Origin of the sequence: Amycolatopsis sp. cmx-4-54 (assembly GCF_046548895.1) — a bacterium.
Taxonomy (GTDB): Bacteria; Actinomycetota; Actinomycetes; order Mycobacteriales; family Pseudonocardiaceae; genus Amycolatopsis.
Genome location: NZ_JAEBEJ010000001.1, coordinates 20,599 through 46,837 on the forward strand (window position 1 = coordinate 20,599; position 26,239 = coordinate 46,837).

General features: G+C 67.2%; 27 protein-coding genes. 12 read left to right on the forward strand and 15 right to left on the reverse strand.

Features of this window, described 5'->3' with window-relative positions:
- Window positions 1-49: 49 nt before the first annotated feature.
- Entirely contained in the window at window positions 50-1,168 is a 1,119-nt protein-coding gene (locus tag ACLJQ7_RS00100) for an erythromycin esterase family protein (RefSeq protein ID WP_410646006.1), read from the reverse strand.
- A gap of 412 nt (window positions 1,169-1,580) precedes the next feature.
- On the opposite strand from ACLJQ7_RS00100, the gene ACLJQ7_RS00105 reads away from it, so the two are divergent.
- The 3 genes from ACLJQ7_RS00105 (at window position 1,581) to ACLJQ7_RS00115 (ending at window position 4,446) form a co-directional block, all read left to right on the forward strand.
- On the forward strand, window positions 1,581-2,438 hold the full coding sequence (locus ACLJQ7_RS00105) for a helix-turn-helix domain-containing protein (protein ID WP_410646007.1): 858 nt from the start codon (window positions 1,581-1,583) through the stop codon (window positions 2,436-2,438).
- A 67-nt stretch (window positions 2,439-2,505) separates the two neighbouring features.
- Window positions 2,506-4,017, forward strand: a complete 1,512-nt coding sequence (locus tag ACLJQ7_RS00110; protein WP_410646983.1) for a CHAD domain-containing protein — start codon at window positions 2,506-2,508, stop codon at window positions 4,015-4,017.
- A 120-nt stretch (window positions 4,018-4,137) separates the two neighbouring features.
- Window positions 4,138-4,446 carry an STAS domain-containing protein gene (locus tag ACLJQ7_RS00115; protein WP_410646008.1) on the forward strand — a complete coding sequence of 103 codons (309 nt, stop codon included), beginning with the start codon at window positions 4,138-4,140 and terminating at the stop codon, window positions 4,444-4,446.
- 61 nt (window positions 4,447-4,507) lie between these two features.
- Here the strand turns inward: ACLJQ7_RS00115 and ACLJQ7_RS00120 are convergent, their stop codons facing one another.
- The 4 genes from ACLJQ7_RS00120 to ACLJQ7_RS00135 all read right to left on the reverse strand — a co-directional run bounded on the left by ACLJQ7_RS00120 (window position 4,508) and on the right by ACLJQ7_RS00135 (window position 10,530).
- Window positions 4,508-5,965 carry a DNA polymerase ligase N-terminal domain-containing protein gene (locus ACLJQ7_RS00120; protein WP_410646984.1) on the reverse strand — a complete coding sequence of 486 codons (1,458 nt, stop codon included), beginning with the start codon at window positions 5,963-5,965 and terminating at the stop codon, window positions 4,508-4,510.
- A gap of 111 nt (window positions 5,966-6,076) precedes the next feature.
- Window positions 6,077-8,119, reverse strand: a complete 2,043-nt coding sequence (locus ACLJQ7_RS00125; protein WP_410646009.1) for an ABC transporter ATP-binding protein — start codon at window positions 8,117-8,119, stop codon at window positions 6,077-6,079.
- Window positions 8,119-9,852 (reverse strand): ABC transporter ATP-binding protein, encoded by a 1,734-nt coding sequence (locus tag ACLJQ7_RS00130; RefSeq protein WP_410646010.1) that lies wholly within the window; start codon window positions 9,850-9,852, stop codon window positions 8,119-8,121. The genes ACLJQ7_RS00125 and ACLJQ7_RS00130 overlap by 1 nt, the downstream gene beginning before the upstream one ends.
- A 30-nt stretch (window positions 9,853-9,882) precedes the next feature.
- Window positions 9,883-10,530: a TetR/AcrR family transcriptional regulator gene (locus ACLJQ7_RS00135; protein ID WP_410646011.1), complete on the reverse strand. Its 648-nt coding sequence runs from the start codon at window positions 10,528-10,530 to the stop codon at window positions 9,883-9,885.
- Between the two features lie 271 nt (window positions 10,531-10,801).
- Here ACLJQ7_RS00135 and ACLJQ7_RS00140 point away from each other — a divergent pair, with 271 nt between their 5' ends.
- The 7 genes from ACLJQ7_RS00140 (at window position 10,802) to ACLJQ7_RS00170 (ending at window position 16,079) form a co-directional block, all read left to right on the forward strand.
- Window positions 10,802-12,028 (forward strand): sensor histidine kinase, encoded by a 1,227-nt coding sequence (locus tag ACLJQ7_RS00140; RefSeq protein ID WP_410646012.1) that lies wholly within the window; start codon window positions 10,802-10,804, stop codon window positions 12,026-12,028.
- Window positions 12,025-12,459 carry a roadblock/LC7 domain-containing protein gene (locus ACLJQ7_RS00145; protein WP_005159022.1) on the forward strand — a complete coding sequence of 145 codons (435 nt, stop codon included), beginning with the start codon at window positions 12,025-12,027 and terminating at the stop codon, window positions 12,457-12,459. The genes ACLJQ7_RS00140 and ACLJQ7_RS00145 overlap by 4 nt, the downstream gene beginning before the upstream one ends.
- A gap of 19 nt (window positions 12,460-12,478) precedes the next feature.
- Window positions 12,479-12,862, forward strand: a complete 384-nt coding sequence (locus ACLJQ7_RS00150) for a DUF742 domain-containing protein (protein ID WP_034307728.1) — start codon at window positions 12,479-12,481, stop codon at window positions 12,860-12,862.
- Window positions 12,837-13,493, forward strand: coding sequence for a GTP-binding protein (locus ACLJQ7_RS00155; protein ID WP_410646013.1), 657 nt, complete (start codon window positions 12,837-12,839; stop codon window positions 13,491-13,493). The genes ACLJQ7_RS00150 and ACLJQ7_RS00155 overlap by 26 nt, the downstream gene beginning before the upstream one ends.
- Before the next feature lie 24 nt (window positions 13,494-13,517).
- Window positions 13,518-14,744, forward strand: coding sequence for a styrene monooxygenase/indole monooxygenase family protein (locus tag ACLJQ7_RS00160; RefSeq protein ID WP_410646014.1), 1,227 nt, complete (start codon window positions 13,518-13,520; stop codon window positions 14,742-14,744).
- Between the two features lie 118 nt (window positions 14,745-14,862).
- Entirely contained in the window at window positions 14,863-15,717 is an 855-nt protein-coding gene (locus tag ACLJQ7_RS00165; protein WP_410646015.1) for a Ku protein, read from the forward strand.
- 149 nt (window positions 15,718-15,866) lie between these two features.
- A complete protein-coding gene (locus ACLJQ7_RS00170; protein ID WP_410646017.1) occupies window positions 15,867-16,079 on the forward strand; it encodes a hypothetical protein in 213 nt (70 codons plus the stop codon).
- Between the two features lie 157 nt (window positions 16,080-16,236).
- Here the strand turns inward: ACLJQ7_RS00170 and ACLJQ7_RS00175 are convergent, their stop codons facing one another.
- The 6 genes from ACLJQ7_RS00175 to ACLJQ7_RS00200 form a co-directional block, all read right to left on the reverse strand.
- Window positions 16,237-16,458: a DUF2795 domain-containing protein gene (locus ACLJQ7_RS00175; protein ID WP_410646018.1), complete on the reverse strand. Its 222-nt coding sequence runs from the start codon at window positions 16,456-16,458 to the stop codon at window positions 16,237-16,239.
- Window positions 16,459-16,605: 147 nt separating this feature from the next.
- Complete coding sequence (locus ACLJQ7_RS00180; protein WP_007034891.1) at window positions 16,606-16,761, reverse strand: DUF6131 family protein; 156 nt, start codon at window positions 16,759-16,761, stop codon at window positions 16,606-16,608.
- Window positions 16,762-17,055: 294 nt separating this feature from the next.
- Window positions 17,056-18,531 (reverse strand): adenosylhomocysteinase, encoded by a 1,476-nt coding sequence (gene ahcY, locus ACLJQ7_RS00185; RefSeq protein ID WP_410646019.1) that lies wholly within the window; start codon window positions 18,529-18,531, stop codon window positions 17,056-17,058.
- Window positions 18,532-18,776: 245 nt separating this feature from the next.
- Window positions 18,777-19,829, reverse strand: coding sequence for a DNA polymerase IV (locus ACLJQ7_RS00190; protein ID WP_410646020.1), 1,053 nt, complete (start codon window positions 19,827-19,829; stop codon window positions 18,777-18,779).
- Window positions 19,830-19,839: 10 nt separating this feature from the next.
- Window positions 19,840-20,265, reverse strand: a complete 426-nt coding sequence (locus ACLJQ7_RS00195; protein ID WP_360135041.1) for a YciI family protein — start codon at window positions 20,263-20,265, stop codon at window positions 19,840-19,842.
- A gap of 61 nt (window positions 20,266-20,326) precedes the next feature.
- Window positions 20,327-20,593 (reverse strand): DUF3040 domain-containing protein, encoded by a 267-nt coding sequence (locus ACLJQ7_RS00200; protein ID WP_410646021.1) that lies wholly within the window; start codon window positions 20,591-20,593, stop codon window positions 20,327-20,329.
- Window positions 20,594-20,822: 229 nt separating this feature from the next.
- Between ACLJQ7_RS00200 and ACLJQ7_RS00205 the strand changes: the two genes are divergently transcribed.
- The gene (locus ACLJQ7_RS00205; RefSeq protein WP_410646022.1) at window positions 20,823-21,881 is read left to right on the forward strand and encodes a cobalamin-independent methionine synthase II family protein; all 1,059 of its coding nucleotides are present in this window, start codon (window positions 20,823-20,825) and stop codon (window positions 21,879-21,881) included.
- Window positions 21,882-21,905: 24 nt separating this feature from the next.
- Here the strand turns inward: ACLJQ7_RS00205 and ACLJQ7_RS00210 are convergent, their stop codons facing one another.
- Window positions 21,906-22,532 carry a LysE family translocator gene (locus tag ACLJQ7_RS00210; RefSeq protein WP_410646023.1) on the reverse strand — a complete coding sequence of 209 codons (627 nt, stop codon included), beginning with the start codon at window positions 22,530-22,532 and terminating at the stop codon, window positions 21,906-21,908.
- Window positions 22,529-23,095, reverse strand: a complete 567-nt coding sequence (locus ACLJQ7_RS00215) for a GNAT family N-acetyltransferase (protein WP_410646024.1) — start codon at window positions 23,093-23,095, stop codon at window positions 22,529-22,531. Before ACLJQ7_RS00215 ends, ACLJQ7_RS00210 begins: the two co-directional genes overlap by 4 nt.
- A 51-nt stretch (window positions 23,096-23,146) precedes the next feature.
- On the opposite strand from ACLJQ7_RS00215, the gene ACLJQ7_RS00220 reads away from it, so the two are divergent.
- Window positions 23,147-23,923, forward strand: coding sequence for an alpha/beta fold hydrolase (locus ACLJQ7_RS00220; RefSeq protein ID WP_410646025.1), 777 nt, complete (start codon window positions 23,147-23,149; stop codon window positions 23,921-23,923).
- 204 nt (window positions 23,924-24,127) lie between these two features.
- Here the strand turns inward: ACLJQ7_RS00220 and ACLJQ7_RS00225 are convergent, their stop codons facing one another.
- Both ACLJQ7_RS00225 and ACLJQ7_RS00230 read right to left on the reverse strand, forming a co-directional pair.
- Entirely contained in the window at window positions 24,128-24,943 is an 816-nt protein-coding gene (locus ACLJQ7_RS00225; protein WP_410646026.1) for a MerR family transcriptional regulator, read from the reverse strand.
- Between the two features lie 45 nt (window positions 24,944-24,988).
- Window positions 24,989-26,143 (reverse strand): epoxide hydrolase family protein, encoded by a 1,155-nt coding sequence (locus tag ACLJQ7_RS00230; protein WP_410646027.1) that lies wholly within the window; start codon window positions 26,141-26,143, stop codon window positions 24,989-24,991.
- Window positions 26,144-26,239: the final 96 nt, after the last annotated feature.

Consider the following 26,239-nt stretch of genomic DNA (forward strand, 5'->3'; position numbering starts at 1 on the left):
TGGCCGGGTGACGCCTTCCGAGGGCAGGAGGCGTCACCCGGTTCGACGCCTAGGACCGGACGTGCAGGATCGCGTCCGCGTCGTTCAGCATCTCTTGATCGAGCGGGAAATAGCCCTGCCGCGGGATGGGGTCGGTCCGGACACTGGCGGGCGGGATCTCCGACGGGGTGAGCAGGCCCCAGTCCGTGGTGACGTGCTTCTGAAGGAACCCTTCGTAGGTATCGGGCTCCGGCTCCTCAAGCGCTATGGCCTCGCTTCGGCCGAGGCTGGTCGCGACGAAGACGTAGCGGTCACCGAGCAGCGGAGCCACCAGCGCACCGGCGGGGAACCAGGTGGTCTCGGTTCCCGCCACTCGCATCGTGCTCGCCTGGCGGCGCAGGTGAAGATTGTGGGAGAAGACCAGCGTCCTGCCCCGGACGGCTTCGGCGGCGCGGATGTCCAGCAGATTCCGCGCCATGATGGCGTCCCTGGTCGCGACGAGGGGCGCATAACGCTCGTGCGGCTCGAGCGGTTCGGCGCATTGCCGGTGGTAGCGCAGCAGGTCGATGCCCGCCATGAGCTGGATCTCCGCCCGCGACCAGTCCTCCGTGACCGGTTCCGGTTTCCGGGAGCGGAGCGCGGCGAGCAGTTCGGCCGCGATCGCGCGCAGCCGGTAAGCGTCGGCCGTGGCACCGGGCGACGAAGCCGCTTCCATGACGGCTTCCGTGCGGCCCCAGCGTTCGTCGTCGCCCGCCGAGCCCGCGATGTCCACGTCGGAGCCCAAGAAGTCGCGGGCGTACTCGAGATAGGGCCGCGGGCTGGGCGCGGAGGTGTTCTCGGTCTGGGTGTCGAAGCCGTGGAACGAGAGCCGCTCCTCGGGAGGCCGGTTTTCATTGAACTCGCGCATCCAGGCGATCAGTCGCCTGTTCGCGTCCACGCCACCGAAGACGTGTGAAAAGCCTTCGCTCATCGCGAGGTCGAGGGTCCCGGCGCCGTCCCGGACGAAGTCGTTCGCGACGAGCGCGGCCACGCGATCCGTTTCGAGGGCGATCGAGCGGAAGCCGCGCTCGACCAGCTGGGCGAACAATACGTTGCGGACGTCCGCGAAGACGGGGGTCGCATGCGTCGGCTCGCCAAGGGCGAGCAGGTCGCAGGAGGTGGTCACGAAGTCTCGGATGTCTTGACTCATGAGGTTCAAGCGTATCGTTGAAGCCTCGTTTGAAACTTCGGCCGCTTTACCTCGGCCTTAACTCAACAAAGCCTCAAACCGCGTGTCAGATGGTCGAGCCGCCGGGTGCCGGTCCGTGAAGGCCTCCTTGAGGGACCCAGAGTCCCTCAAGGAGGCCTTCACGGACCGGCAGAGCGGGATGACCCCGACGCGAGACAGCGCCCGGGTGCCGTGCCGCAAGAAATCCACTTCCGGATAACTCGCTCTCATTCCTTTCGTCCGCTATAAAGTTAAAGAACGCTTCGCGCGCGAAGGCGCTTCGCTTGCGAAGTGGCCCTTCGCGGAAATGCGCGAGCGCAAGTTATCAGCAGTTGAGGTGAATCACCGCGTGGCAATCGCCGCGCGGCCGGAGTTCGGCCCTATTTTGGCCCGCATGGTTGAGAAGGATTCGACGGCGCGGACCCGGGAACTGGGCCACCGCATGAGGGCGTTCCGGCAGCGCAGGCACTTCAGCGGCGCCGACGTCAGCCGCCGTAACGGCTGGTTGCAGAGCAAGGTCACGAGGTGGGAACAAGGGCTGCGTGAGCTGTCCGTGGTGGACGCGGCGCTGTATCTCGCGACCTGCGGCGAGGCGGAGCCCGAGCGTGACCTGCTGCTGGAACTGACCCAGCCCGGCGGAGACCTGTACTGGGTCCGGCCGTATTTCGACGAACTCGTCGATCCGATGAAATCCCTTGCTATCCAAGAGAATCTCGCGCACACACTGGTGCGTTACGAGTCGCTGACCCTGCCTGGGCTGCTCCAGACCGAACAGTACGCCCGCACCGCCTTCGAGCTGATCGGCAACCGCGACCAGGCTCAGCTGGACCGGGTCGTGAACGCCAGGATGGAGCGGCAGCGGTTGCTGCAGCGTGATCGTCCGCCGCGGTGCCGCTTCTATGTTCACGAGCGCGCGCTGCGTTCGGTCGTCGGCGGTCCCAGGATCATGCACGAACAACTGCTCCACCTCGTCCTGTCGGCGAACCTGCCGTATTGCTCCATTCGTATCGTCCCGGAAAGCTTCGGCTTGGGCGCGGTGCTCGAGAATTCGTTCACCATCATGGAATTCACCGAACATCCCGCGGTGGTGTACACGGATTCCTATGCGGCCGGGGTGTTCATCGACGACCGGGTGGCGGTCGAGGCCTATTATTCCCTCGTCGCGAGACTGGGAAGCGATACCCTGACCGAGGAGAGGTCCCGGCAAACGCTCGCCGAATGGGCGGACCGGTACGACCGGATGGAGGAGTGAGCGTTCCGGGGTTTCCCGCGGTCACCTCCCGGGGTAATCCTTCCTGGTAGCCGAGATGAAGGAGTTCGTGGTGACGAAGACGCAGGGTGGTGCCCCGGTCTCCGAGACGGAAATCGAGCGGAAGTACGACCTGGCGGCCGACAGGCCCATCCCGCCGCTGGTCCCGGCCGGTCCCGTGACGGCCCAGGCCGACCCGAGGGCCGACGTCCTCGACGCCACGTACTTCGACACCCCTGACTTCCGGCTCGCGCAGGCAGGTATCACGTTGCGGCGGAGGCTGGGCGGGAGCGACGAGGGCTGGCATCTCAAACTCCCGGTCGGCGAAGACCGGCGCGAGGAACTCCGTCTGCCGCTGTCCGGCAAACCGGACAAGGTGCCTGGCGCGCTGGCGAAGCTGGTCCGGGCGCACACTCTCGGCGCCAAACTCGTCCAGGCCGCCCACCTGCGTACCGAGCGCACCTCGTACGCCTTGTTCGACGCCGAAGGACATGAGCTCGCGACGCTGACCGACGACGTCGTCACCGGTGAAGCGGGCGGAGAGAAGGCACACCTCGACCGCTGGCGGGAGATCGAGATCGAACTCTCGCCCGGCGCCGACCCGGAAGTGCTCGACAGTCTGGACCAAGCGGTCGTGGCGGCGGGCGCCGAGCGGTCGCGGTGGCCGTCGAAGCTCCGGCGCTTGACCGACGAACTCGTGCCCTCCGCCGGAGGAGCGTCGGGTTCGGTGCTGGCGGACTACCTCGCCGCGGAGCTGGACGCGCTGCGACGCCATGACATCGGGGTCCGCCGGGACGCCGAGGACTCGGTGCACCAGATGCGGGTCTCGAGCAGGCGGTTGCGCAGCGCGTTGCGGACGTTCCGGCGATCCCTCGATCCGGACGTCGCGGACGGGCTGTCCGCGGAGCTTCGCTGGCTCGGGGGCGAGCTGGGGCCGGCGAGGGACACCGAGGTGATGTCGGCGCGTCTGCACGACGAGGTCAGGGCGCTGCCGGCCGAGCTGGTGCTGGGCAACGTCGAGCAACTGATGACCCGGCACTTCGCGCGAGAGGCCGAAGAGGGCAAGGCGCGGGCGATCCGGGCGCTCGACAGCAAGCGGTACACGGAGTTGTTGCGAGCGCTGGAAAAGCTCGTCCGCAAACCGCGGAAGATCAAGGACGACAAGAAGGAACTACGCAAGGCGGTCGCTCGCTCGGGCCGGCAGCTGGGCAAGGCCGTCGCCGCGGCGCACGACCTGGAGCCAGGCGCGGAGCAGGACGCCGCACTGCACGAAGTGCGAAAGAAGGCCAAACGAGCCCGGTACGCGGCGGAGACGGTCCAGCCGGTGACCGGAGCGAAGCTCCGAAAATGGCGAAAGAACGTCAAGGCGGTGCAGTCCACGCTCGGCACCCATCACGACATCGTGGTCACCAGGGATGTCCTGCGGCTCCTCGGCCTGCGCGCCTACGCCGAGAACGAAAACGCTTTCACCTATGGGGTTCTGCACGGACGTTCGATGGCCGCCGCCGAGTCCGAGCAACGACGTTTCGCCGGACAATGGCAAGACTTGGGTAAAGGCTCTCGCCCGAAATGGCTCAAATGAGGTAACCCGGGTTGACCTCTCGCCCTGGCCGGGTACCGTCGAGGGGAATTGGTGGTCTGGAGAGAGGCGCCCCCAATGTTGCCTGGCCAGCGCGTATTCGGCGAACCGCCGCCCCTGGCCGTGACCACCAGTCGCCGCAAGGACGGCGTCCTCATCCTCACCGCGGTGGGGGAGATCGACGCGGCCACGGTCGGACGGTTCCGCACCGAGCTCACCGGTGCGTGTGTCACGGGCAAGCAGGTGATCCTGGACCTCTCCAGGGTCGGTTTCCTCAGTTGTGCGGGATTGCACGTGCTCGAGGAGGCCAACGCCGTGGCACCCCGGTTCTCGGTGATTGTGAAAACCCCTTTGGTGTCACGGATACTGGACGTCAGCGGGGTCGGAGCCGATCTCGACGTCCGACGTGACGTGGAGGATCTGCGGCTCTAGGCGCTGTCCTCCGGCAAGTCATGTTCGCGGTCTTCGCGCCCAGACTGACAAGACACCGCCTCTAGGCTTCGTCGAACTCGACATCGTCGGCGGTGACGTCCGGCAGAAGGCCGCGCCAGCGCGGGTTGCGCAGGCAGCCCGCGTCGGTCCAGCCGCCGAAGACGACCTCGCCGACGATGGTCGGCCGCGACCAGCGCGCGTCCCGCGCCTGTTTTTCCGGGACGGAGTGGAACGGGGATGTCTTGCGTTCCAAGCGGAACAGCCGCTGGGAAAGCTCGGCCAGTTCGCCGCCCGCGAAGCCGACACCGACGTTTCCGATGTACCGCAGGCCATCCTCGTGCGGGACGCCGAGCAGCAATGAGCTGAACGTGTCCGCCCGGCTGCCGCCGCCCGGCCGCCAGCCGCCCAGCACCACCTGCTGCACCAGGGTTCCGGTGATGGAAAGCCATTCTCCGGTGCGCTTTCCCGGGTGATACGCGGAGCCGGTCCGTTTGGCGACGATACCGGCGAGCCCGTGTTCGCGGGCCGCCCGCGCGACCGCGCCGCCGTCCCCTTGGTAGTACCGCGAGACTTGCCAATGCGGTCCGCTCAGCCCGAGTCCGTCGAGGAGTTCTCGTCGTTCGACGTAGGACGCGCCGAGGCAGGAGCTGCCGTCGAGGTGCAGGAGGTCGTTCACCAGGTAGAACGCCGGATACCGGGGCGTGAGCCGTTTGGCGGAGTTCTTCGTCGCCCGCGCGCGGTGCCCGAGCCCTTCCGGACTCGGCTTCCCGCCGTCGAAGACGACGATTTCCCCGTCCAGAAAGACCTCTGTGGCACCGAGTTGTTCGCCGAGGCCGCGGAACTCGGGATACAGCCCGGTGACGTCGTCGCCTGAATCGTCGTAGGCGGTGATCCGTCCTCCGGACACCCGGATCAGGGTGCGGCGCCCGGACCAGTCGAATTCATAGGCCCATTCCGCGTCTTCGCTCGTCGAAGGAAGCCGCCCCGGTTTGGTGAGCATCGGGGCGAGGAACGAGGGGAGTTCCGCGCGGCCGGGATCGGCCGGGTCGAGTCTTTTGAGCAGCCAGCCGTTGTCCCTGCCGTCCTTCTTCACGTTGATGAACAGGTATTTCCCGCGTGCTCGCTCACCGTGGAAGACGATTTCGACCTTGTGGTCGTTGAAGTGCAGCGTTTCGTACCGGCCGGTGTCCCAGATGGTCATGGTGCCGCCGCCGTATTCGCCCGCGGGTATCTCGCCTTCGAAGGTGAGGTATTCCATGGGGTGGTCTTCGGTGTGCACGGCGAGCCGTTCGAGATCCGGCGACATCGGCAGGCCTTTCGGCACCGCCCAGGAGACGAGCACTCCGTCCCGTTCGAGGCGGATGTCCCAGTGCAGGCTGCTCGCGTGGTGCTCCTGGATGACGAACAGATCGTCGGCACCGGTCTTCCCGTCGCGATCCGGAAGGGGCTCGGGAGTCCGCCCTGGTCTGCGTTTACGGCGGTATTCGCCGAGTTTCTCCGCCATGGTCGGCCGGCGCACCCCTCTCCGGGTCAAGTCACGCAAGCCTAGCGCCGTTCACGCTCCTTCCGTACGCCGAAGGCCCCTTTTCCCGCGGTAACAGCAGGAAAAGAGGCCTTCGCGCGATGCGGGTCAGTCGGTTTCGGCCAGCGCCTCCGCGAACTGGGCGGCATAGAGCCGGGAGTAGGCACCACCGGTGAGCAGCAGTGTTTCGTGGTCGCCCTGTTCGACGATCGATCCGTTCTCCATCACCAGGATGACGTCCGCGTCGCGGATGGTGGAAAGCCGGTGCGCGATGACGAAACTCGTCCGGCCTTCGCGCAGCGAATTCATCGCCCGCTGGATCAGCACCTCGGTCCGGGTGTCGACGGAGCTGGTGGCCTCGTCGAGGATGAGGATCGCGGGCTTCGCCAGGAACGCCCGCGCGACGGTGATCAGCTGTTTCTCACCGGCGCTGACCGTGCCGCCCTCGTCGTCGATCACCGTGTCGTACCCGTCGGGAAGGGTACGGACGAACCGGTCGACGTGGGTCGCCTTGGCGGCCGCGACGACCTCGTCGTGCGTGGCGCCCTCCGAACCGTAGGCGATGTTCTCCGCGATGGTGCCGCCGAACAGCCACGCGTCCTGCAGCACCATGCCGGTCTTGGCCCGCAGGTCCTCGCGGTCCATCCCCGCGATGTCGACGCCGTCGAGGGTGATCCTGCCGCCGTCGAGTTCGTAGAACCGCATGAGCAGGTTGACCAGTGTGGTCTTCCCGGCGCCGGTGGGGCCGACGATGGCGACGGTGTGCCCCGGTTCGACGGTGAGCGACAGGTCCTCGATGAGCGGGGTGTCCTCGGTGTACCGGAACGACACGTGCTCGAACTCGACCTGACCCCGCACAGCCTCCACGCGCGCGGGTTCGGCGGGCTCGGGTTCCTGCTCGTCCGCGTCGAGCAGCGCGAAGACCCGCTCCGCGGACGCGATCCCGGACTGCAGCAGGTTCGCCATGCTGGCGATCTGGGTGACCGGCTGGCTGAACTGCCGCGAGTACTGGATGAACGCCTGGACGTCGCCGAGCGACAGGGTGCCGGACGCCACCCGCAGCGCGCCGATCACGGCGACGAGGACATAGCTCAGGTTGCCGATGAACATCATCGCGGGCTGGATGGTGCCCGAGATGAACTGCGCCTTGAAGCTCGCGCCGTAGAGCGTGTCGTTGTGCTCGCGGAAGACCTCTTCGGCCTCCTCGCGGCGGCCGAACACGTTGACCAGCGAGTGCCCGGTGTACATCTCCTCGATATGCGCGTTGAGCCGTCCGGTGGTGGACCACTGCTTGATGAACTGCGGCTGCGCCTTCTTGCCGATCTTGGCCGCGACGAGCACCGACGCCGGCACCGAAAGCAGCGCGACGAGCGCCAGCAGGGGCGAGATGACGAACATCATCACCAGCACGCCGACGACCATCAGCAGCGACGACACGATCTGCGCGAGGGTCTGCTGCAGGGACAGCGCGAGATTGTCGATGTCGTTGGTCGCCCGGCTCAGTACTTCGCCGCGCGGCTGCCGGTCGAAGTAGCTCAACGGGAGCTTGGCGAACTTCTCCTCGATCCGCTCCCGCAGGTCGAACACCGCCCGCTGGACCAGGTTCGTGGTCAGCCTGGCCTGCAGCAGCGAGAAGAACGACGCCACGATGTAGAGCAGCAGGACCCACAGCAGGACCTGGCCGACGGCGTCGAGGTCGATGCGCTGGCCGGGAACGAAATCGATCCCCGAGTACAGGTCGGCGACGGTGTTGTCGCCCGCGGCCCGCAGCCCGGCGATGACCTCTTCCTTGCTCACGCCCGCGGGCATGTCCTTCGCGACGACGCCCGCGAAGATGAGGTCAGTGGCCATCCCGAGGATCTTCGGGCCGATGACGCTCAGCGTGACACTGACGATGCCGAAAACCAGGATGCCGTACAGCACGGCGCGCTGTGGTTGCAGCAGGCGCAGCAGTCGTTTCAGGGATCCCTTGAAGTCCAAGGCTTTCTCGGCGGACGGCCCGCCCATGAAGCCGGCGGGGCCGCGGCCGAGACTGCCGCCTCCGGGGCCTGGCCCCCGTGCCGCGCTCGCGCGCTCGCCTGCCGGTTTGGTCGTTTTATCCGAAGAGGACCCTGTGGACCCGGTGGACTCTGTCGATTCGGGCGCGCTCATCAGGCGGCCTCCTGCTCGGTCAGCTGGGACAGCACGATCTCCCGATAGGTCTCGTTCGTGTCCATGAGTTCGGTATGGGTGCCGCTGCCGACGACGCGGCCTTCGTCGAGCACGACGATGCGGTCGGCGTTGCGGATCGTGCTGACCCGCTGCGCGACGATGACCACGGTCGCCTCGGCGGTCTCGGCCGCGAGTGCCCGCCGCAGGGCGGCGTCGGTCGCGTAGTCGAGCGCGGAGAAGGAGTCGTCGAAGAGGTAGATCTCGGGACGCCGCACCAGCATCCGCGCGATCGCGAGCCGCTGCCGCTGCCCGCCCGAGACGTTGGTCCCGCCCTGGGCGATGGGGGAGTTCAGCCCCTCGGGCATCCGCTCGACGAAGTCCTTGCCCTGGGCCACCTCCAGCGCGTGCCAGAGCTCCTCGTCGGTGGCGTCGGACTTGCCGTAGCGAAGATTGCTTGCGACCGTCCCGGCGAACAGGTACGGCTTCTGCGGCACCAGCCCGACGGCGTCGGACAGCACGGTCTGATCCAGTTCCCGGACGTCGACGCCGTCGACCCGCACGGAGCCGCCGGTGGCGTCCATCAGCCGGGGGATCAGGTTGAGCAGTGTGGTCTTGCCGCTGCCCGTGCTGCCGATCACCGCGGTGGTCTCACCGGGCAGGGCCAGCAGCGAGATCTCCCGCAGCACCGGTTTCTCCGCGCCGGGGAACCGGAATTCCACATCGGACAGTTCGAGCCGTCCGTGCACTTCGCCGGGGCTGATCGGGTTCTCCGGGAGGACGACGCTGGTTTGCGTGTCGAGCACCTCGGTGATGCGCTCGGCGCTGACCTCCGCGCGCGGCACCATCATGAACATGAAGGTGGCCATCATGACCGCCATCAGGATCTGCATCAGGTACGACAGGAACGCGGTGAGCGCGCCGATCTGCATGCTGCCGTCGTCGATCCGCAGCCCGCCGAACCACAGCACGGCGACGCTGGAGGCGTTCATCACGAGCATGACGATGGGGAACATCAGGGCCATCAGCCTGCCGACGACGAGGGAGACGTCCAGCAGTTCGGTGTTGGCCTTGGTGAACCGCCGCCGTTCGTGCGTGTCCTTGACGAACGCCCGGATCACGCGGATGCCCATGATCTGCTCGCGCAGGATCTGGTTGATCTTGTCGATGCGCTCCTGCATCAGCCGGAACGCCGGGCGCATCTTCGCGATGATGACCCCGACCGAGACACCCAGGATCGGCACCGCGAGCACGAGCAGCCACGAAAGGGTGACGTCCTGGTTCAACGCCATGATGATGCCGCCGAAGCACATGATCGGCGCGGACACCATCAGCGTGAAGGCCATCAACGTCAGCATCTGCACCTGCTGGACGTCGTTGGTGGTGCGGGTGATCAGCGACGGCGTCCCGAAGTGGCCGACTTCGCGGGCGGAGAAGTCCTGTACCCGGTGAAAGATCGCGCCGCGGACGTCGCGGCCGACCGCCATCGCGGTCCGGGCGCCGTAGTAGACGGCGCCGATCGAACAGGCGATCTGTACCAGCGACACCAGCAGCATGACGCCACCGACACCGAGGATGTAGTCGATGTCGCCCTTGACCACACCGCCGTCGATGATGTCGGCGTTCAGTGTGGGGAGGTAGAGCCCGGCGAGGGTCTGGACGAACTGCAGCAGCACGATGAGCCACAGGTCTCGCCGGTACGGGCGCAGGTGAATGCGCAACAGCTTGGTCAGCACAACGGTTTCTCCCCAGTGGTGGGTCGGGTGTTACTGCTTCTTCGTTTTCTTCGCCGGTTCGGGTCCGGTGAGCGAGGGGATGCCGGCGGCGGCCTCGCGCAGAAGGGCCGCGGCCGTCTCCAGGAACGGCTCGGCACCCTCGTTCATCAGCCAGTGGAAGAACGCCGTCTTCACCGCGGACTCCACGATGGCCGCCATCAGCCGGGCGTTCAACGCGTTTTCCGGGCCCGCCCCCGCCCGTTCGAGGATCCCCTCCGCCAGCACCCGTTCGACGGTGGCGTGCGCCTTGAGGAACTCACCGTGCACCGACGGGTGCAGGATCATCGAGCGCGCGACCTTCACCGAGTCGCGGTTCGGCTCGCCGTCACGGCCGTAGGTCTCCAGTGTCGCGGCGCTGACGGCTTCCCACAGCGGCTCTTCGGGGGGCCTGTCCCGCAGGGCTTCCAGCACCCGTTCCTGCCGTTCGACGATGAACGAGCAGATCGCCTCCTCCTTGCTGGAGAAGTAGTTGTTGAACGTGCGCGGGGAGACCCCGACGGCGTTGGCGATGTCGTCGACGCGGACCTGCTCGACGCCCTTCTCGGCGGCGAGTTTGAGCGCTGCCTCGCTCATGGCACGACGGGCCGCGCGCTTCTTGCGCTCGCGCAGTCCCAGGGGCACGGTCGGGTCGGAGGCCATGCGCTCAGCCTAGGAAAAAGTTGCGTGGCACGCAAATTAGTGCGCGCTCCGCACTTTTCGAGCATCCCCCGTGGCGCGAAACACGCAGATGCAGCCGAATGGCCTAGCGCGCCGCGCTCACCAGCCGTAACGCGTTCGTGACCACGTCACTGCCAGCGGTTGTCCGGAGACCGACTGTGGACACGGATAGTGACTTCTGCTTGCATGGCCGTCGTTGTGCTGGGGAGTGCGACACGGGTCCGGGTATGCGAAGAGAAAGAAGTGGAAGCACATGGTGACGCGGGCTCGAGGCTTGCTTGACCGCTCACGGGTTCTTCTGGACCGTTCCAGGGTCGCCGCGGCGCAGTTCCTCGCCGCACCGCCCCGGCACGCTCCGTCGGTTCCGCAGGCCGAACAGCCGGTGGAACAACGCCCGGCGGTGGAGGCGCCGGACGCCGGCGCGCTCGCCGGGGTCTGCTCCAATGTCGCGTTGCGCGACCTCAACCTGCTCGACCAGTTGCTCGCGCAGCTGGAGACGATGGAGGCCGGGGAGGAGAACTCCGACCGCCTCGCCGAGCTTTACCGCCTCGACCACCTGGCGACCCGGTTGCGGCGCAACGCCGAGAACCTGCGCGTCCTCGCCGGCCGCGACGCCGACGACACGACCGCCGCGATCTCGTCCGTGCTCGACGTGATGCGGGCCGCGATGTCGTCGATCGACCACTACTCGCGGATCACGATCGGCCGCGTCGTTTCGCTCGGTGTCGTCGGCTTCGCCGCCGAAGACGTCAGCCGGATCCTCGCGGAACTGTTCGACAACGCGGCGAACCAGTCTTCGCCGAGTTCGCCGGTCAGCGTCAGCGCGCATCTCACCGAACAGGGCAGCGTGCTGATCCGCATCGAGGACGAGGGCATCGGCATGCCGCCCGAACGTCTCGCGGCGCTGAACGAGCGGCTGGCGGCCGGCCCCGTGCTCGACGACGATTCCGTGCGGCATATGGGACTCGCGGTCGTCGGCAGGCTCGCCGACCGGCACGAGATCACCGTCAAGCTCGACCGCCGCACCCCGCACGGCACGGTCGCGACCGTGCTGCTGCCGGTCCCGGTGGTGTCGGAACTGGCCGAGAAGCAGTGGTCCGGTTCGCAGACCGTCGTGCTGCCGCAGGCCAGGATCACCAACGGAGCGCCCGTGGGAACCCCGGTCGCGACACCGTCCGGGCTGCCGCGGCGCCGCCCGGCCCCTTCAGCGGCACCGGAACCGGAACGGAAGCCCAGCCCGCGTCCGCGCACGGCCTTCGAGCCGCCCGCCGACGGCGGCACCACGGCCAGCGGTCTTCCGCGCCGGGTTTCCCGCAGTATCAGGACTTTGCCCGACGAACCGGCCCCGCCGACCACCCCGCCCGCCGACGCGGCGGACGGGCACGAGGCGCTGCTGGCCGACCTCGATGCCTTCACCGACGGCGAGCGTGCCGCCCTCGGCGACCGGCACGAGCGTGAGACCGGAGGAAACACCCAGTGACCGCCCAGGACGCGACCACGGATTTCACGTGGTTGCTCGACGACTTCGTGCGCAAGGTGCACGGTGCCAGCCACGCGCTGATCATGTCCGTCGACGGCTTCCCTTTGACCGCCTCCGAATCGGTGTCCAGCGACGACGCCGAGCAACTCGCGGCGATCGCGAGCGGCCTGCTCAGCCTCGCGGGCAACAGTGCCGCGCTGTTCGGCAAGGGCAACTGCGAGCAGATCATCATCCGGCTCACCCGCGGGTACTTCCTGTTCATGGGGATCGGTGCCGAAGCGGGGCTGGCGGTGCTCACCGAACCGGACTGCGACATGAAGGTCGTCGCCTACGAGATGACCCAGTTCATCACCAACGCCGGTCACGCGCTCACCCCCGAGGTGCGAGCGGGACTCCGGCAGGTCCTGACCGCCCGACGGCCGCAGGCCTGAGAATCCGGAGAAGGAAGGGATGACCGTGTCCAGCGACCAATCTCCGGACCGGCCCGTCAAGATGCGCAGCCGCAGAATCCGGCCGTACGCGCTGACCGGCGGCCGGACCAAGAGCAGCCAGCTGCTGCTGGTGGAGACCCTGATCTCGGTCCCGCGTTACGACCCGTCACTGGCCGAGGCGCTGATGCCCGAATCGCGCTCGCTGTACGAGCGCGCCCGGGATCGCTCGTCGATCGCCGAGCTTTCGGTGGGACTGGATCTGCCACTGGGCGTGGTCCGGGTGCTCATCGGCGACCTCGCCACCCAGGGCGCCGTCTTCGTGCACCCGACGGCCCACGCCTACAACCACGATACGAACGTGCTCGAGAGGATCCTCGATGGACTCAAGCGCCTCCCGGTCTGACGCCGATCTTCTCGCCATCTCCGCCAAGATCGTGGTCGCCGGTGGATTCGGCGTTGGCAAGACGACGTTCGTCGGCTCCGTCTCCGAGGTCCCGCCGCTGAGCAACGAAGCCTGGATGACCGAGGCGGGGGCCGGCGTCGACGAACTGGTGCCGCCCGGAACCAAATCCACCACCACGGTCGCGATGGACTTCGGCCGGATCACCCTGCGAGAAGACCTGCTCCTGTACCTGTTCGGCACCCCCGGGCAGGCCCGGTTCTGGTTCCTGTGGGACGACCTCTCGCGCGGCGCGCTCGGTGCCGTCGTGCTGGTCGACACCAGCCGGATCGACCAGTCGTTCGCCGCGATCAACTACTTCGAGAACGACTCCGAGCTGCCGTTCATCGTCGCGGTCAACCAGTTCGAGGGCATGCCGGTGCACGACCTCGAAGAGGTGCGCGACGCGCTGGCGCTGTCCCCGGACATCCCGCTGGTCACCTGCGACGCCCGCGACCCGAAATCGGCGGTCGCGACGCTGCAGGAACTGGTGTCGCACACGCTGTCTCTCGCGGTGGTCTCCGGGCCAGGTCGCCACCCCGAAGCACGTTTTTCCGCTGAGGGGCAATCAACTCCGTACGCCTCACTCAGCTAAAAGGTTCTGGGAGGAACGTCGAGGATGCGCAAGGTTCTGATCGTCGGTGCCGGGCAGTCGGGGTTGCAGCTGGCCTTGAGCCTGCTCGCCCACGACTACGACGTCACGGTGATGTCGGCCCGGACGCCGGACGAGATCCGGTCCGGCAAGGTGATGTCGACCCAGTGCATGTTCCACTCCGCTCTGCAGCACGAGCGGGACCACAGGCTGAATCTGTGGGAGGAAGAGACCGTCAAGGTCGAAGGGCTCGGCGTTTCGATCGCGGGACCGGACTCCAGCCGCGTGCTGGACTGGTTCGGGTCGTTGGAGCACTACGCGCAGTCGGTGGACCAGCGGGTGAAGATGGCCGCCTGGCTCGAACTGGTGGAGGACCGCGGCGGCAAGGTCGTCATCCACGGCGTCACCACCTCGGATCTGGCGCCGCTGGCGAAGCTGTACGACCTGGTCGTCATCGCGGCGGGCAAGGGTGAGCTGGTCCAGCTGTTCGACCGGATCCCGGAGCGCTCGCCCTACACCGAACCCCAGCGCGCGCTTTCGCTGGCGTACGTGCACGGACTCGAGCGCCGGCCCGAGCATCCGGACAAGGCGGCGGTGCGGTTCAACATCATCCCCGGCGTGGGTGAGCTGTTCATGATCCCCGCGTACACGCTGAGCGGGAACTGCGACATCCTGTTCTTCGAGGGTGTCCCGGGCGGCCCGCTCGACTGCTGGGACGACCGGCCGTCGCCGCAGCAGCATCTCGACCGGATCCTGTCGCTGATGAAGCAGTTCCTCCCGTGGGAGTACGAGCGGTCCCGGAACGCCGTGCTGACCGACGACAAGGCGACGCTGGCAGGCGGATACACACCCGTCGTGCGGAACGCGGTCGGCAAACTGGACTCGGGGACCGTCGTGCTCGGCATGGCCGACGTCGTGGTGGCCAACGACCCGATCACCGGCCAGGGTTCCAACAACGCGAGCCACTGCGCGGCGTCCTATCTGGACTCGATCCTCGAACGCGGCGACAAGCCGTTCGACGAGGAGTGGATGTCCACGGCGTTCGAGAAGTACTGGGAGTACGCCCAGCACGTGACGGTCTGGACCAACGCGATGCTGCAGCCGCCGCCCCCGCACGTGCTCCAGATCATCGGCGCGGCGGGGGAGAAGCCCGCCGTGGCGAAGCGGTTCGCGAACGGGTTCTCCGATCCGACCGACTTCCAGCACTGGTTCCTGGACCCCGCGAAAGCCGAGAAATACCTGGCCGAGGTCTGATTCCGGGACCGCGACAGTCCCGCGATCGGGTTCGCGGGGCTGTCGCGGTGCGCCGTTTCGGGCTACCGTGGTCACCGTGCGTGAGTACGGTCGGTGACGGCAGCGGAGGTGCGGCTCGATGCGTTCGATGTGGAAGGGCTCGGTGTCCTTCGGGCTGGTGAGCATCCCGATCCAGCTGTACGCGGCCACCGAGAACAAGAACGTCTCGCTGCGCCAGGTGCACGAGGCCGACGGCGGCCGGATCCAGTACAAGCGGTTCTGCACGATCGACGGCGAGGAAGTGCCCTACGCCGAGATCGCCAAGGGGTACGAACTACCCGACGGCGAGATGGTCGTGCTCACCGACGAGGACATGTCCGAGCTGCCGCTGGCGTCGTCGCGGGCGATCGACGTGCTCGAGTTCGTGCCGCTGGAGTCCATCGACCCGATCCAGTTCGACAAGACCTACTACCTCGAACCGCAGAAGAACGCCGTCAAACCGTACGTGGTCCTGCGTGACGCGCTGCAGAAGGCGAGCCATGTGGCGGTCGCGAAGGTCGCCATCCGGCAGCGCGAGACGCTCGCGATCCTCCGGGTCCACAGCGACGTCCTGACGATGACGACGATGCTGTGGCCCGACGAGGTCCGCGTCCCGGACTTCGGGTTCCTGCACGACGATCCGCCGCAGGTGCGGCCGCAGGAGCTGACGATGGCGGGTTCGCTGATCGACTCGCTCTCGGAGCCGGTGTTCGAGCAGGAGAAGTACAGCGATTCCTACCGCGAAGCACTGGAAGCCATGATCGAGGCGAAGGCCGCGGGCAACCAGACGACGAAACCGAAGGTCGTCGGCGCGAAGGCCGACGTCGTGGACCTCATGGAGGCCTTGCAGGCCAGCGTGAGCGAGGCGAAGAAGAGCCGCAAGCCCGCAACGGCCAAGAAGACCACGGCGGCCAAGAAGCCCGTCTCGGGCAAGCGAACCCCGAAGAGCGCCTGACCCTCCTTTGTGGACTGTGTGCCCGGTGTCACCGCACCGGGTACCACGACACGCCGTGCCTATACCAGGATTTGTCGCCCCTCGGTGGTAGTAAGGCAATCGAGGAGAACTTTTCCGGAGCGATCTTCGATTCGATCGCGGGAGGCGGCATGAACATGGAGTGCGCGTTCTGCGCCGGTGGACTCGATCACTGCCACGGGACCCTGGTGGTCCACGTCGACGGTGGTTTCAGCGAATGCAGCGAAGACGGCTGCGTCGACCTCGACCTCTCACGGCACACGCTGACGATCGGCTGTTTCGACGTCGACGGCGGCTGCTCGTGTGCGGAGATGGCGGCCCAGCTGCTGCTGCGGGCTTCTTGACCGGCGGCCAATACACCAGTCCGGCCCGAATCGGGCGATCGTGCCCGATTGCCACTCGAAGGTGTATGCGTTCGTGTACATCGCGGCCGGGAATGTGTTAACTATGACGGGGTCCTCCGGCTCTCCCTCCCCCTCGGAGCCGGGGGACCCCTTCATGTCACGGTGCTTCCTTCGCGGTGTCGTGGATCGGCGCCCCGTTGCAGGAGCGTACGGCCTCCCACACGCCGTTACCGTCCGCGTAGTCATTCGCGGGCAACGTGCCCAAGGGGCCCAGGACATCGTCGCCCGCTCCGGCCGCCGCGGCGGCCCGCAGGAGTTCGTCACGTCCACACGGGTACTTCGCGCCCGTCAGGTACGGGCGAGGGTCCATCCCTGCCATCGGCTCTCCCTCCTTCTCCTCGTCCGAGGTGGATACCCGGCGGGCGGAGTACGAAAACAGCCCGGGCACCCGGCGTGAGGGGAACGCCGGGTGCCCGGGCTGTTTCGGCGCCGGTACCGGGGGCTCGGTACCGGTTCGGTCCGGTGCTCAGTACCAGTGGGCGCGACCGCCGATGGCCTTCCCGGTGTTCCCGAGAACGGCCAGGATGATGCCGATGACCGCCAGCGCGATCCCGATCGAGTACAGGACGGGGATGCTGGCGATGACACCGACGACAATCAGGATGACGCCGAGAATGATCACGGGAACACCTTCTCCTTCGTAGTCGCCCGGCTCACGTGCTGCCGGGGTGTGGCTACGTAAGGGATGCCCGCCCTGATCGAGGTGAAAACAGGGCCATCCGGCCGAAATTTTCACGCATTCGGCCTAGTGGCCGGTCTTGCGGTGCCGCCGTGGGTTTCGGCCGTGTTGATCGCAGGCGCGGGTCCGTGAAGGCCTCCTTGAGGGATCCAGAGTCCCTCAAGGAGGCCTTCACGGACCACGCGCAGCCCAGTGACCCCACCAGCCTCAGCGACGGGGCGTGCCACCGCGGGCGAATCAGTACCGGTAGTGGTCCAGCTTGTACGGACCCTCGACGTCCACGCCGATGTACTCGGCCTGGCGCTTGGTCAGTTTCGTCAGCCGGACGCCCAGGGCGTCGAGGTGCAGGCGCGCCACCTTCTCGTCGAGGTGCTTCGGCAGCACGTGGACGTCGGTGGTGTACTCGCCCTGCTTCGTGAACAGCTCGATCTGCGCGATCGTCTGGTTGGTGAAGGAGTTCGACATCACGAAGCTCGGGTGGCCGGTCGCGTTCCCGAGGTTCATCAGCCTGCCTTCGGACAGCACGATGATCGAGTGCGTCTCGCGGTCCGCCGTGGCGGGGAAGACCCACTCGTGCACCTGCGGCTTGATCTCGATCTTCTGGATACCCGGGGTCTTCGCGAGGCCCGCCATGTCGATCTCGTTGTCGAAGTGCCCGACGTTCGCGACGATCGCGTTGTGCTTCATCTTGGCCATCTGGTCGGCCATGATGATGTCGAAGTTGCCGGTGGTGGTGATGAAGATGTCGCCGCGCTCGACGACGTCGTCGAGCTCCACGACGTCGAGTCCCTCCATCGCCGCCTGCAGCGCGCAGATCGGGTCGATCTCGGTGACGACCACGCGGGCACCCTGGCCGCGCAGCGATTCCACGGCGCCCTTGCCGACGTCGCCGTAGCCGCACACGACCGCGACCTTGCCCGCGATCATCACGTCGGTGCCGCGGTTGAGACCGTCGATGAGCGAGTGGCGGATACCGTACTTGTTGTCGAACTTCGACTTCGTCACCGAGTCGTTCACGTTCATCGCCGGGAAGAGCAGCTCGCCTTCCTTGGCGAGCTTGTAGAGCCGCTTGACGCCGTTGGTGGTCTCCTCGGTGACCCCGCGGACCTCCTTGGCGATACGGGTGAACCGGCCGGTGTCACGGCCGAGGCTCTCGCGCAAGGTCTCCAGCACGAGGTGGTACTCCTCGGGGTCTTCCTCGGTCGCCTGCGGAACGGCGCCGGCGGCCTCGAACTCGACCCCCTTGTGGATCAGTAGGGTCGCGTCGCCGCCGTCGTCCAGGATCATGTTCGGGAGGCGGCCGTCACCGAAGTCGAAGAGCTGGTCGGTGCACCACCAGTACTCGGCGAGCGTCTCGCCCTTCCACGCGAACACCGGCGAACCCGACGGCTTGTCGACGGTGCCCTCCGGGCCGACGACGACGGCCGCGGCCGCCTCGTCCTGCGTGGAGAAGATGTTGCAGGACACCCAGCGCACCTCGGCGCCCAGCGCGACGAGCGTCTCGATCAGCACGGCGGTCTGCACGGTCATGTGCAGCGAACCCGCGACCCGCGCGCCCTTCAGCGGCTGCGAGGCGGCGTATTCGCGGCGCAGCGCCATCAACCCCGGCATCTCGACCTCGGCGAGGCGCAGCTGCTTGCGGCCGGCCTCGGCGAGGGAAAGGTCGGCGACGGCGAATTCGATCCCGTTGACCTTGGACAGGGTCGGGCTCATGGGTTCTCCAATCAGGAAGGAAGACAGGGTGGAGCGGTCCTTTACGCCCGTGGCGGAAAGGACGGTGTCACTGCGGGGGTTTCAGTGCTCGGCCTCGAAGACCGGAAAAGGGTTCAGACGCAACAAAGGCACCTCCACAGTGGGAGGCGCCCTTACGTCTGTCGCAGCGGGCCGAGCGTGGCGGAAGAATTCCGTCGCAGCGCCTCTCGACCCGGAACCAGAATGGCAAAACGCCGCGAGCGCTGTCAAGGCGACGCGGATCGCTCCGCAGGCGAGAGGAATTCGGCGCGGACGCCCAACAGGCGGACCGGTCTGCCGAGGTCGAACATGCCGAGCACGGCCAGCGCCGCCTTCTCGATTTCGGCCGGATCCGAGGTCCGCGCGGGCAAGGTCACGCTGTGCGTATGGGTCTGGAAGGGGGCGAACCGGACCTTGACCGCGACCCGCGCGGCGGGCCTGCCTTCCTCGGCGACGTCCTGGGAGACACGTTTCGCGAGTGCGACGACCTCCGCGGCCATGGCCTCGGGATCGGTGAGGTTCTGCTGAAAGGTCGTCTCGCGGCTACGGGACCGCGCGACGTACGGCGTCGCGGTGACCTCGGCGTCGCCGATTCCGCCGGCGAGGATCCGGTACCACGGGCCGAGCTTCGGACCGAACCGGGCCGCGAGGTCCGCCGAATCGGCGCCCGCCAGTTCCAGCACGGTGTGATAGCCGGCCTCGGCGAGTTTCTTCGTGGTCTTGGTACCGATACCCCAAAGGGCGTCCGTCGGCCGCTCGGCCATGACGTCCCACCAGTTGTCGTGGACGAGCCGGAAGATCCCCGCCGGTTTGGCGAACCCGGTGGCGAGTTTGGCGCGCAACTTGTTGTCCCCGATCCCGACCGAGCAGGAAAGCCCGGTCTCTTCGGCCACTTCCCGCCGGATGCCGGCGGCGAGTGCTTCGGGATCGTCGGTGGTGACGCCGAGGAACGCTTCGTCCCAGCCGAGCACTTCGACGACCACGGGGAATTCGCGCAGCGTCGCCATCACCCGATCGGAGACCTCTTGGTACGCGGGGGCGTCCGTGGCGAGGAAGATCGCGTCAGGGCAGCGTTTCGCGGCGGTTCGCAGGGGCATCCCGGACCGGATGCCGAACTCCCGTGCCTCGTACGACGCCGTCGCCACGACGGCCCGTTCCGTGGGATCGCCAGTGCCGCCGACGACGACGGGCTCACCGCGCAGCTCAGGCCGCCGGGCGACCTCGACCGCCGCGATGAACTGGTCGAGGTCGACGTGAAGTACCCACTCCCCGGCGGCCATGGAACCGAGCTTAGGACCGTTCCGCGATCTCGTCGCGCATCCGCTGCTCGTTCTCCTGCAGTTCCGGGGTGAAGTTCTCGCCGAAGTCCTCGGCTTCGAGGATCTTGCGGACCTCGAGCACGGTGTCTCCGGTCGGGGGAGTCGGGCAGCGCTTCGCCCACTCGATCGCTTCGGCGCGCGAAGGGACATCGACGATCCAGAAGCCGCCGACGAGTTCCTTGGCTTCGGTGAACGGGCCATCGGTGACGGTGGCCCCGGCCGCGCTGAGCGTGACCCGTGCGCCCTTCGAGCTTTCCTGAAGGCCTTCGCCGCCGACCAGCACCCCGGCGTCGAGCATCTCCTGGTTGAACTTCGCCATGGCGGTCAAAGCCTCCATCGGCGGCATCTTCCCGGCTTCGGAATCCTCGTCCGCCTTGATGATGATCATGAAACGCATGCGTCTTCCTCCCAGTGAACCGGACGTATCGCCCGGACTCTACCGGCGGACGAGAAGACGATCAGGCGCGCCCGAATCGGGAGAGGTGCACGATCACCGCCGTGGTCACGGTGATCATCCCGATCAACAGCAGGGCCGGGCTGTTCGCCACGATGCCGAGCAGCATGAGGAACCCTGCGGTGATGTCGAGGCCGAGGATCAGGGCCAGCCGGGCCGGCGGGGGAGGGGCGGGCCTGCCGGACCGGAGTCGGGCGGCCAGCGCGGGCTCGGTGAGTTCGAACCAGCGCTCGATCTTCTCCAGCTCTTGCCGATCGTGATGGCTCAGCATCGGTTTCTCCTTCGGCGCGCCCCGGCCGTCGACATCCACGGAATACCCAGGAGCAAGGCCGGATAAGCATCGAATTTCACCGAGCCTCGTATAACGACCTATACGGCTGGCCGTTGCGCCATTAGGGGTTTCGGCACGCGGAAAGATCGTCAAGGAAGGGAGCGCTCGGTAGTTTCCACGCTTGTGGCCATGGCGGCCGCGGGTTGTGCCATCTGGGAGGACGCGAGCGATGACCATACCCACCGAACCGATCGGCAGTATTCCCCGTCCCGGCTATCTCATCGAAGCGCTCGGTGAGCACGCCGCCGGGCGGCTCGACGCCGACGGACTCGGCGAGTCGCAGGAAAAAGCTCTCGTGGAGACCATCAAGCGGCTTGAGGAGACCGGCTCGCCGGTCATCACCGACGGCGAACAGGGCAAGCCGAGTTTCGCCACGTATCCCTTGGCGGGCCTCACTTCGCTGGCTCCGGACGGCGTCGTCATCCCGTTCGCCGACGGGCACACCCGGCAGCTTCCGAGGCTGACCGCCGGGCCGTTCCGCTATCAGACCTACGCCGACGCCTACCTGCGCGAGGCGAAGAAGTACGCGACCCAACCGGTGAAGCAGGCGGTGATCGCGGCTTCGGCGATCAGTCTCGTCTATCCCGGTGAAGAATTGGCCGGATACGACAAAGAACAGTTCATCGCCGACCTGGTGAACGAGGCCGAGGCCGACATTCGCCGCAGTCTCGACGCGGGCGCGGACAGTGTCCAGATCGACTTCACCGAAGGCCGGTTGTCGCTGAAGCTCGATCCGTCCGGCGGGCTGCTGCAGTCCTTTGTGGACTTGAACAACGCCGTACTGGACCGGTTCTCCGAGGAGGAGCGGAAGAAGATCGGCGTGCACACCTGTCCGGGTGGGGACCAGGACTCCGTGCACAGCCTGGACGTCGACTACGCCGGGCTGCTGCCGACGTTGTTCCGGTTGAAGGTCGGCAACGTCTACGTCCAGCTGGCCAGCGAGCCGGACCCCGAGCGGGCACTGCGGGTGATCGCGGAGCATGCTCGCCCGGAGCAGCGGGTTTTCGTCGGGGTGACCGACCCGATCGACCCGCGCGTCGAAACCGCCGAAGAGGTCCGGGACAGGGTTCTCCAGGCCGCGCGGTTCATCCCGCCGGACCGGCTGGGCACCTGTGACGACTGCGGTTTCTCGCCGTTCGCCGACGACACCTCGACGTCGCGGGACACCGCGTTCGCCAAGATCGCCGCCCGTGTCGAAGGTACGCGCCTCGCCGCCGAAGCCCTCTGACGCCGGGTGATGGGCGCCTTCGGGTCAGTTCTGCACCGCGACCCGGATGCCGAGTCCGACCAGGAAGGTGCCCATCACCGCGTCCATCGTGCGGCGCACCCTGCCGGAGCTGAAGAACCTCCGCAGCGAACCGACCAGCGTCGCCAGGACGAAGGTCCAGACGACGGCCACCATGGTGGCCAGCACGGCCAGCTGCAGGGTCTGCGCGGTCGAGGCCGAATGCGGGAGGAACTGGGGGATCAGGGCGAGGAAGAACATCGCGACCTTCGGGTTGAACAGGTTGGTGAGCAGCCCCTGCCGGAACGCCTCCTTGGGCGCGACGACGGGCGCCACCCTGTCCTTGAGCTCGCTGTAGTCACCGCGGCGGACCGCCAGCCACGCCTTGACACCGAGGAAGATCAGATAGCCGGCGCCGATCAGCTTCACCGCGGTGAAGGCGATCGCCGACGCGGTGAGGATCGCCGCGACCCCGAGCGCGATCGCGACCACCCAGACGAAGACGCCGAGCGCGATACCGAGTCCGGCGGCGATCCCGGCCTTGCGCCCGCCGAGGATCGCGCTGCGGGTCACCACCAGGAAATCCGGGCCCGGTGCCATCGCGCCGAGCAGGCAGATCAAAACGAACGAAAGCGCGGTGGTCCCGGAGATCATGTTCCGATGCTAACCGGCCCGTCGATGTCCCTGGCCATGACGGCACCCGCTACTTCGACGCCGTCGGGTGTCGTGACGATGACCCGTTCGACTTCGGTGAAGCCGAACGACAGGTACAACGGGACACCGGGCAGGGTCGCGGTCAGTATCAGCGACGTGAACCCCTCGGCCTTCGCCGCGAGACGACAGGACTCGAGGATCGCGCGCCCGAGCCCTCGGCGTGTCCAGTCGCCGCGGACGAACATGGCACGCACGCGCGCGGGTTCGGTGGCCGGGTCGAGCGGACGGTCGTCGTCCGACGCGTCGCCGGCGCCCGCGTGGGTCTTGTTGCGCCTGCTCCACCCTCCGCAGGCGACGATCTCGCCGTCCGCCTCGTGCACGAAGTAGGTGCCGTCTTCGATCAACCGCAGGTCGAGACGCGCGATATGGTCCGCCGCGCTCGCGGTCTGCCGTTCGTCGTAGAACCTGGGGAACAATTCCAGCACCGAGGCTCGCATCAGCGCCGAGATGGCGGGTGCGTCGGCGAGGGTGGCCGTCCGCTGCGGCGGCGTGTACGTCGTCATGTCGCGGAAGATAGTCAACGGCCGCGGCCAGGCCTACCGGATAATCACGTGGTGATCACCGACGACGGCTGCGAGCTGTGGACCTCGGCGACCGGCCGGGGAGAACCGATCCTGTGCTGCCACGGCGGCCCCGGTCTGTGGGACATGTTCGGCACCCTCGATCTGGGCCCGCGGTTCCGGTTGGTCCGGTGGGATCAGCGCGGTGCCGGGCGTTCGGAAGCGCGCGGTCCGTACACACTCGAACGGATGGTCGCCGACGTCGACGCCGTCCGCGAGTGGCACGGCCTCGACCGTGTCCCGGTTCTCGGGCATTCGTGGGGCGCGCATCTCGGTCTCCTTTACGCGCTCGCGCGACCGGAACGGGTGAGCGCGCTCGTTTACGTGTCGGGGGTCGGTCTCGGTCACGACTGGCACGCGGAGTTCCAACGGAACTTCGAGCGGGTGGCGGGCGGGAAGCCTCACGGTGAGGGCCGCGAACGCGCGCTATGGCAGTGGAAGGCCGATTTCGTGACCGACGGCGCGCGCCACGCCGAAGCGATGGCGACGCCGTGGTTCCCGGTCAACTACGAGGCGAACACGGCGCTCAGCGAGGAGATGCGGACCGTGCCGGAGTCGGAGCTCGTCTCGGCCTGCGAGTCGTTGGGGGTGCCGACGCTGATCGTGGACGGAATGGCCGACAACCGGCCCCGGTGGGCGGTCGACTCCTTGGAGCAAGCGCTGCCGTCGGTGCGGCGGGTGCGGTTCGAAAAGGTCGGCCACGTGCCGTGGCTGGAAGCTCCGGAAGAGTTCCGTTCCACCGTGGTCGAGTTTCTGACCGCCCGGCATTGACCGGTGAAGCCCCTCCGCAACCTTGCCGTGCCTCCGATGGAGCGCCGCGGTTGGCACCGGTGTCGTGACCCTGGGCGAACGGGTTGCGAAAGCCACTTTCGCACCTTCAACGTTGCGAAAGTGGCTTTCGCAACGTCGGATCGGCCAGGCGTGATTGTGAGTGCTGCGGCACCTTTGCTCGGGCTCTCGCGAGTCGCGTGAGCGTCAGGCCTTGGTGATCGGCTGCTGCAGCTCGGTGACCCATTTGTCCCCGTCTTCCGGGCACTCGAGGTAGAACTCCCGCGCCGGGCCGCTCGCGCGGTACCCGTGGGCGTCGACCCACTTCGCCAGGGCCTGGTAACTGGAGAGCACGGTCGCCATCGAACCTCGGTGCAGGATCGTCGCCGCGGTCGCGACCTCGGCGAGGCGGACCGTCGAGAATCCTTCCGTGCCATCGGTTTCGGCCGAGATGGGGACGGCGGCGTGGATCAGCACTCGTTCGCCGTCGGTGTCGTCTTCGTAGTAGGCGATGAGCGGTCCGGACGGCGTGATCGGGCCGAGCGCGCCGAAAAGTTCCTTGTAGAGCCCTTGGACGACGGGCCCGATCTCGTCGTTCACGTAACCTCCCGCCGTCCCGGTCAGCTCGGCGACGCGCACCGCGGGCAGGCTTTTGACGACGACGTCTTCGGAAGGCATGGTTCCCTCGCTTTCGATCGATTGGAGCCTCGCTTCGACGGCCTTGAGCCGAGCCTCGTCGGCCTCGATGGCCGCTTCGAGTTCTGCGCGGCGCAACCGCAACATTCCACGCAGTTCGTCCGCGCCGATCTCCGTGTCGAGGATCTCCTGCACCTGGGTGAGGGTGAAACCGAGATCCTTGAGCGCGATCACCCGGTTGAGCCGGGCCAGTTGCTCGCCGGTGTAGGACCGGTAGCCGCTGAACGGGTCGACGTGGGCGGGGTGCAGCAGCCCGATGGCGTCGTAGTGACGCAGCATCCGGACCGACACCCGGCCGTGCTTGGCGAAATCTCCGATGCTGAACATGACGCCTCCCAGCGCACAGCCTGACACGGTGTCACGGTCAAGCGGTCATCGCACGAGCCGGAAGAACGACCGCACCTCCTCGGTGAACACGTCGGGCTGTTCGAAGGCCCCGAAGTGGCCGCCCCGGTCCAGTTCGTTCCAGTACCGGATGTCGGTGAACCGGCGCTCAGCCCAGCGGCGCGACGGGCGCGGGATCTCGCGCGGGAAGATCGAACAGCCGGTCGGCACGCTGATCATGTCCACAGTGGACTCGGCGAACCAGCTCGACACCTCGGCGAAACTCTCCCAGTACAGCCGGGCGGACGAGGCGCCGGTTCCTGTCAGCCAGTAGAGCGTGATGTCGTCGAGCATCGCGTCGCGGCTCAGCGCGTTCTCCGGATGGCCACCGCAATCGGTCCACGCCTGGAACTTTTCGACGATCCACGCGCACAGTGCGACCGGCGAGTCGGCCAGCGCGTAGCCGATCGTTTGCGGCCTCGTTGCCTGCTGGATCGCGTAACCCGACCCGTCGGCCTTGGCGCTTTCGAGATCGGCGAGCGATTTCCGTTCGGATTCGGTCAGGTCGTCGAACGTCGCCGGGTCCGGCGCCGCCAGTGGTGGGTTGAGGTGGATCCCGGCCAGCCGCTCGGGCGCCGTCCGGCCCATGAGCGTGGTGATGCTGGTGCCCCAATCGCCTCCTTGGGCGCCGTAGCGCTCGTATCCCAGGCCTTCCATGAGGCGGATCCACGCCTCGGCGATGCGTTGGATCGACCAGCCTGCCCGCGCGGGTTTGTCGCTGAAGCCGTACCCGGGCAGGGACGGGACGACGACGTGAAAGGCGTCCGCCGCGTCACCGCCGTGGGCGACCGGATCGGTGAGCGGGCCGAGTACCTCGAGGAACTCGAAGACCGAACCGGGCCAGCCATGGGTGAGGATCAGCGGCAGCGCGCCGGGATGCGGGGAGCGGACGTGCAGGTAGTGGATGCCGAGTCCGTCTATTTCGGTCCGGAACTGGGGGAGCGCGTTGAGCCGGGATTCGGCGGCCCGCCAGTCGTAGTGCTCGGCCCAGTAGGAGCACAGCTCGCGCAGATAGGCGGCGGGTACGCCCTGTGACCAGTCGTCGACGGTCTCGTCTTCGGGCCAGCGGGCACGGCGGAGCCGATCACGGAGGTCTTCGAGATCGGCCTCCGGGATCCGGGCTTGGAACGGCGTGCTGTCCATGCCGGCTGACGCTAACGAAGGGGTCCGACAATTCCCCGGGTTTGGCGGTCCGCCGCCCGTTGACCGAGCACAGGTCAGCGGGCTATTCTCGATATA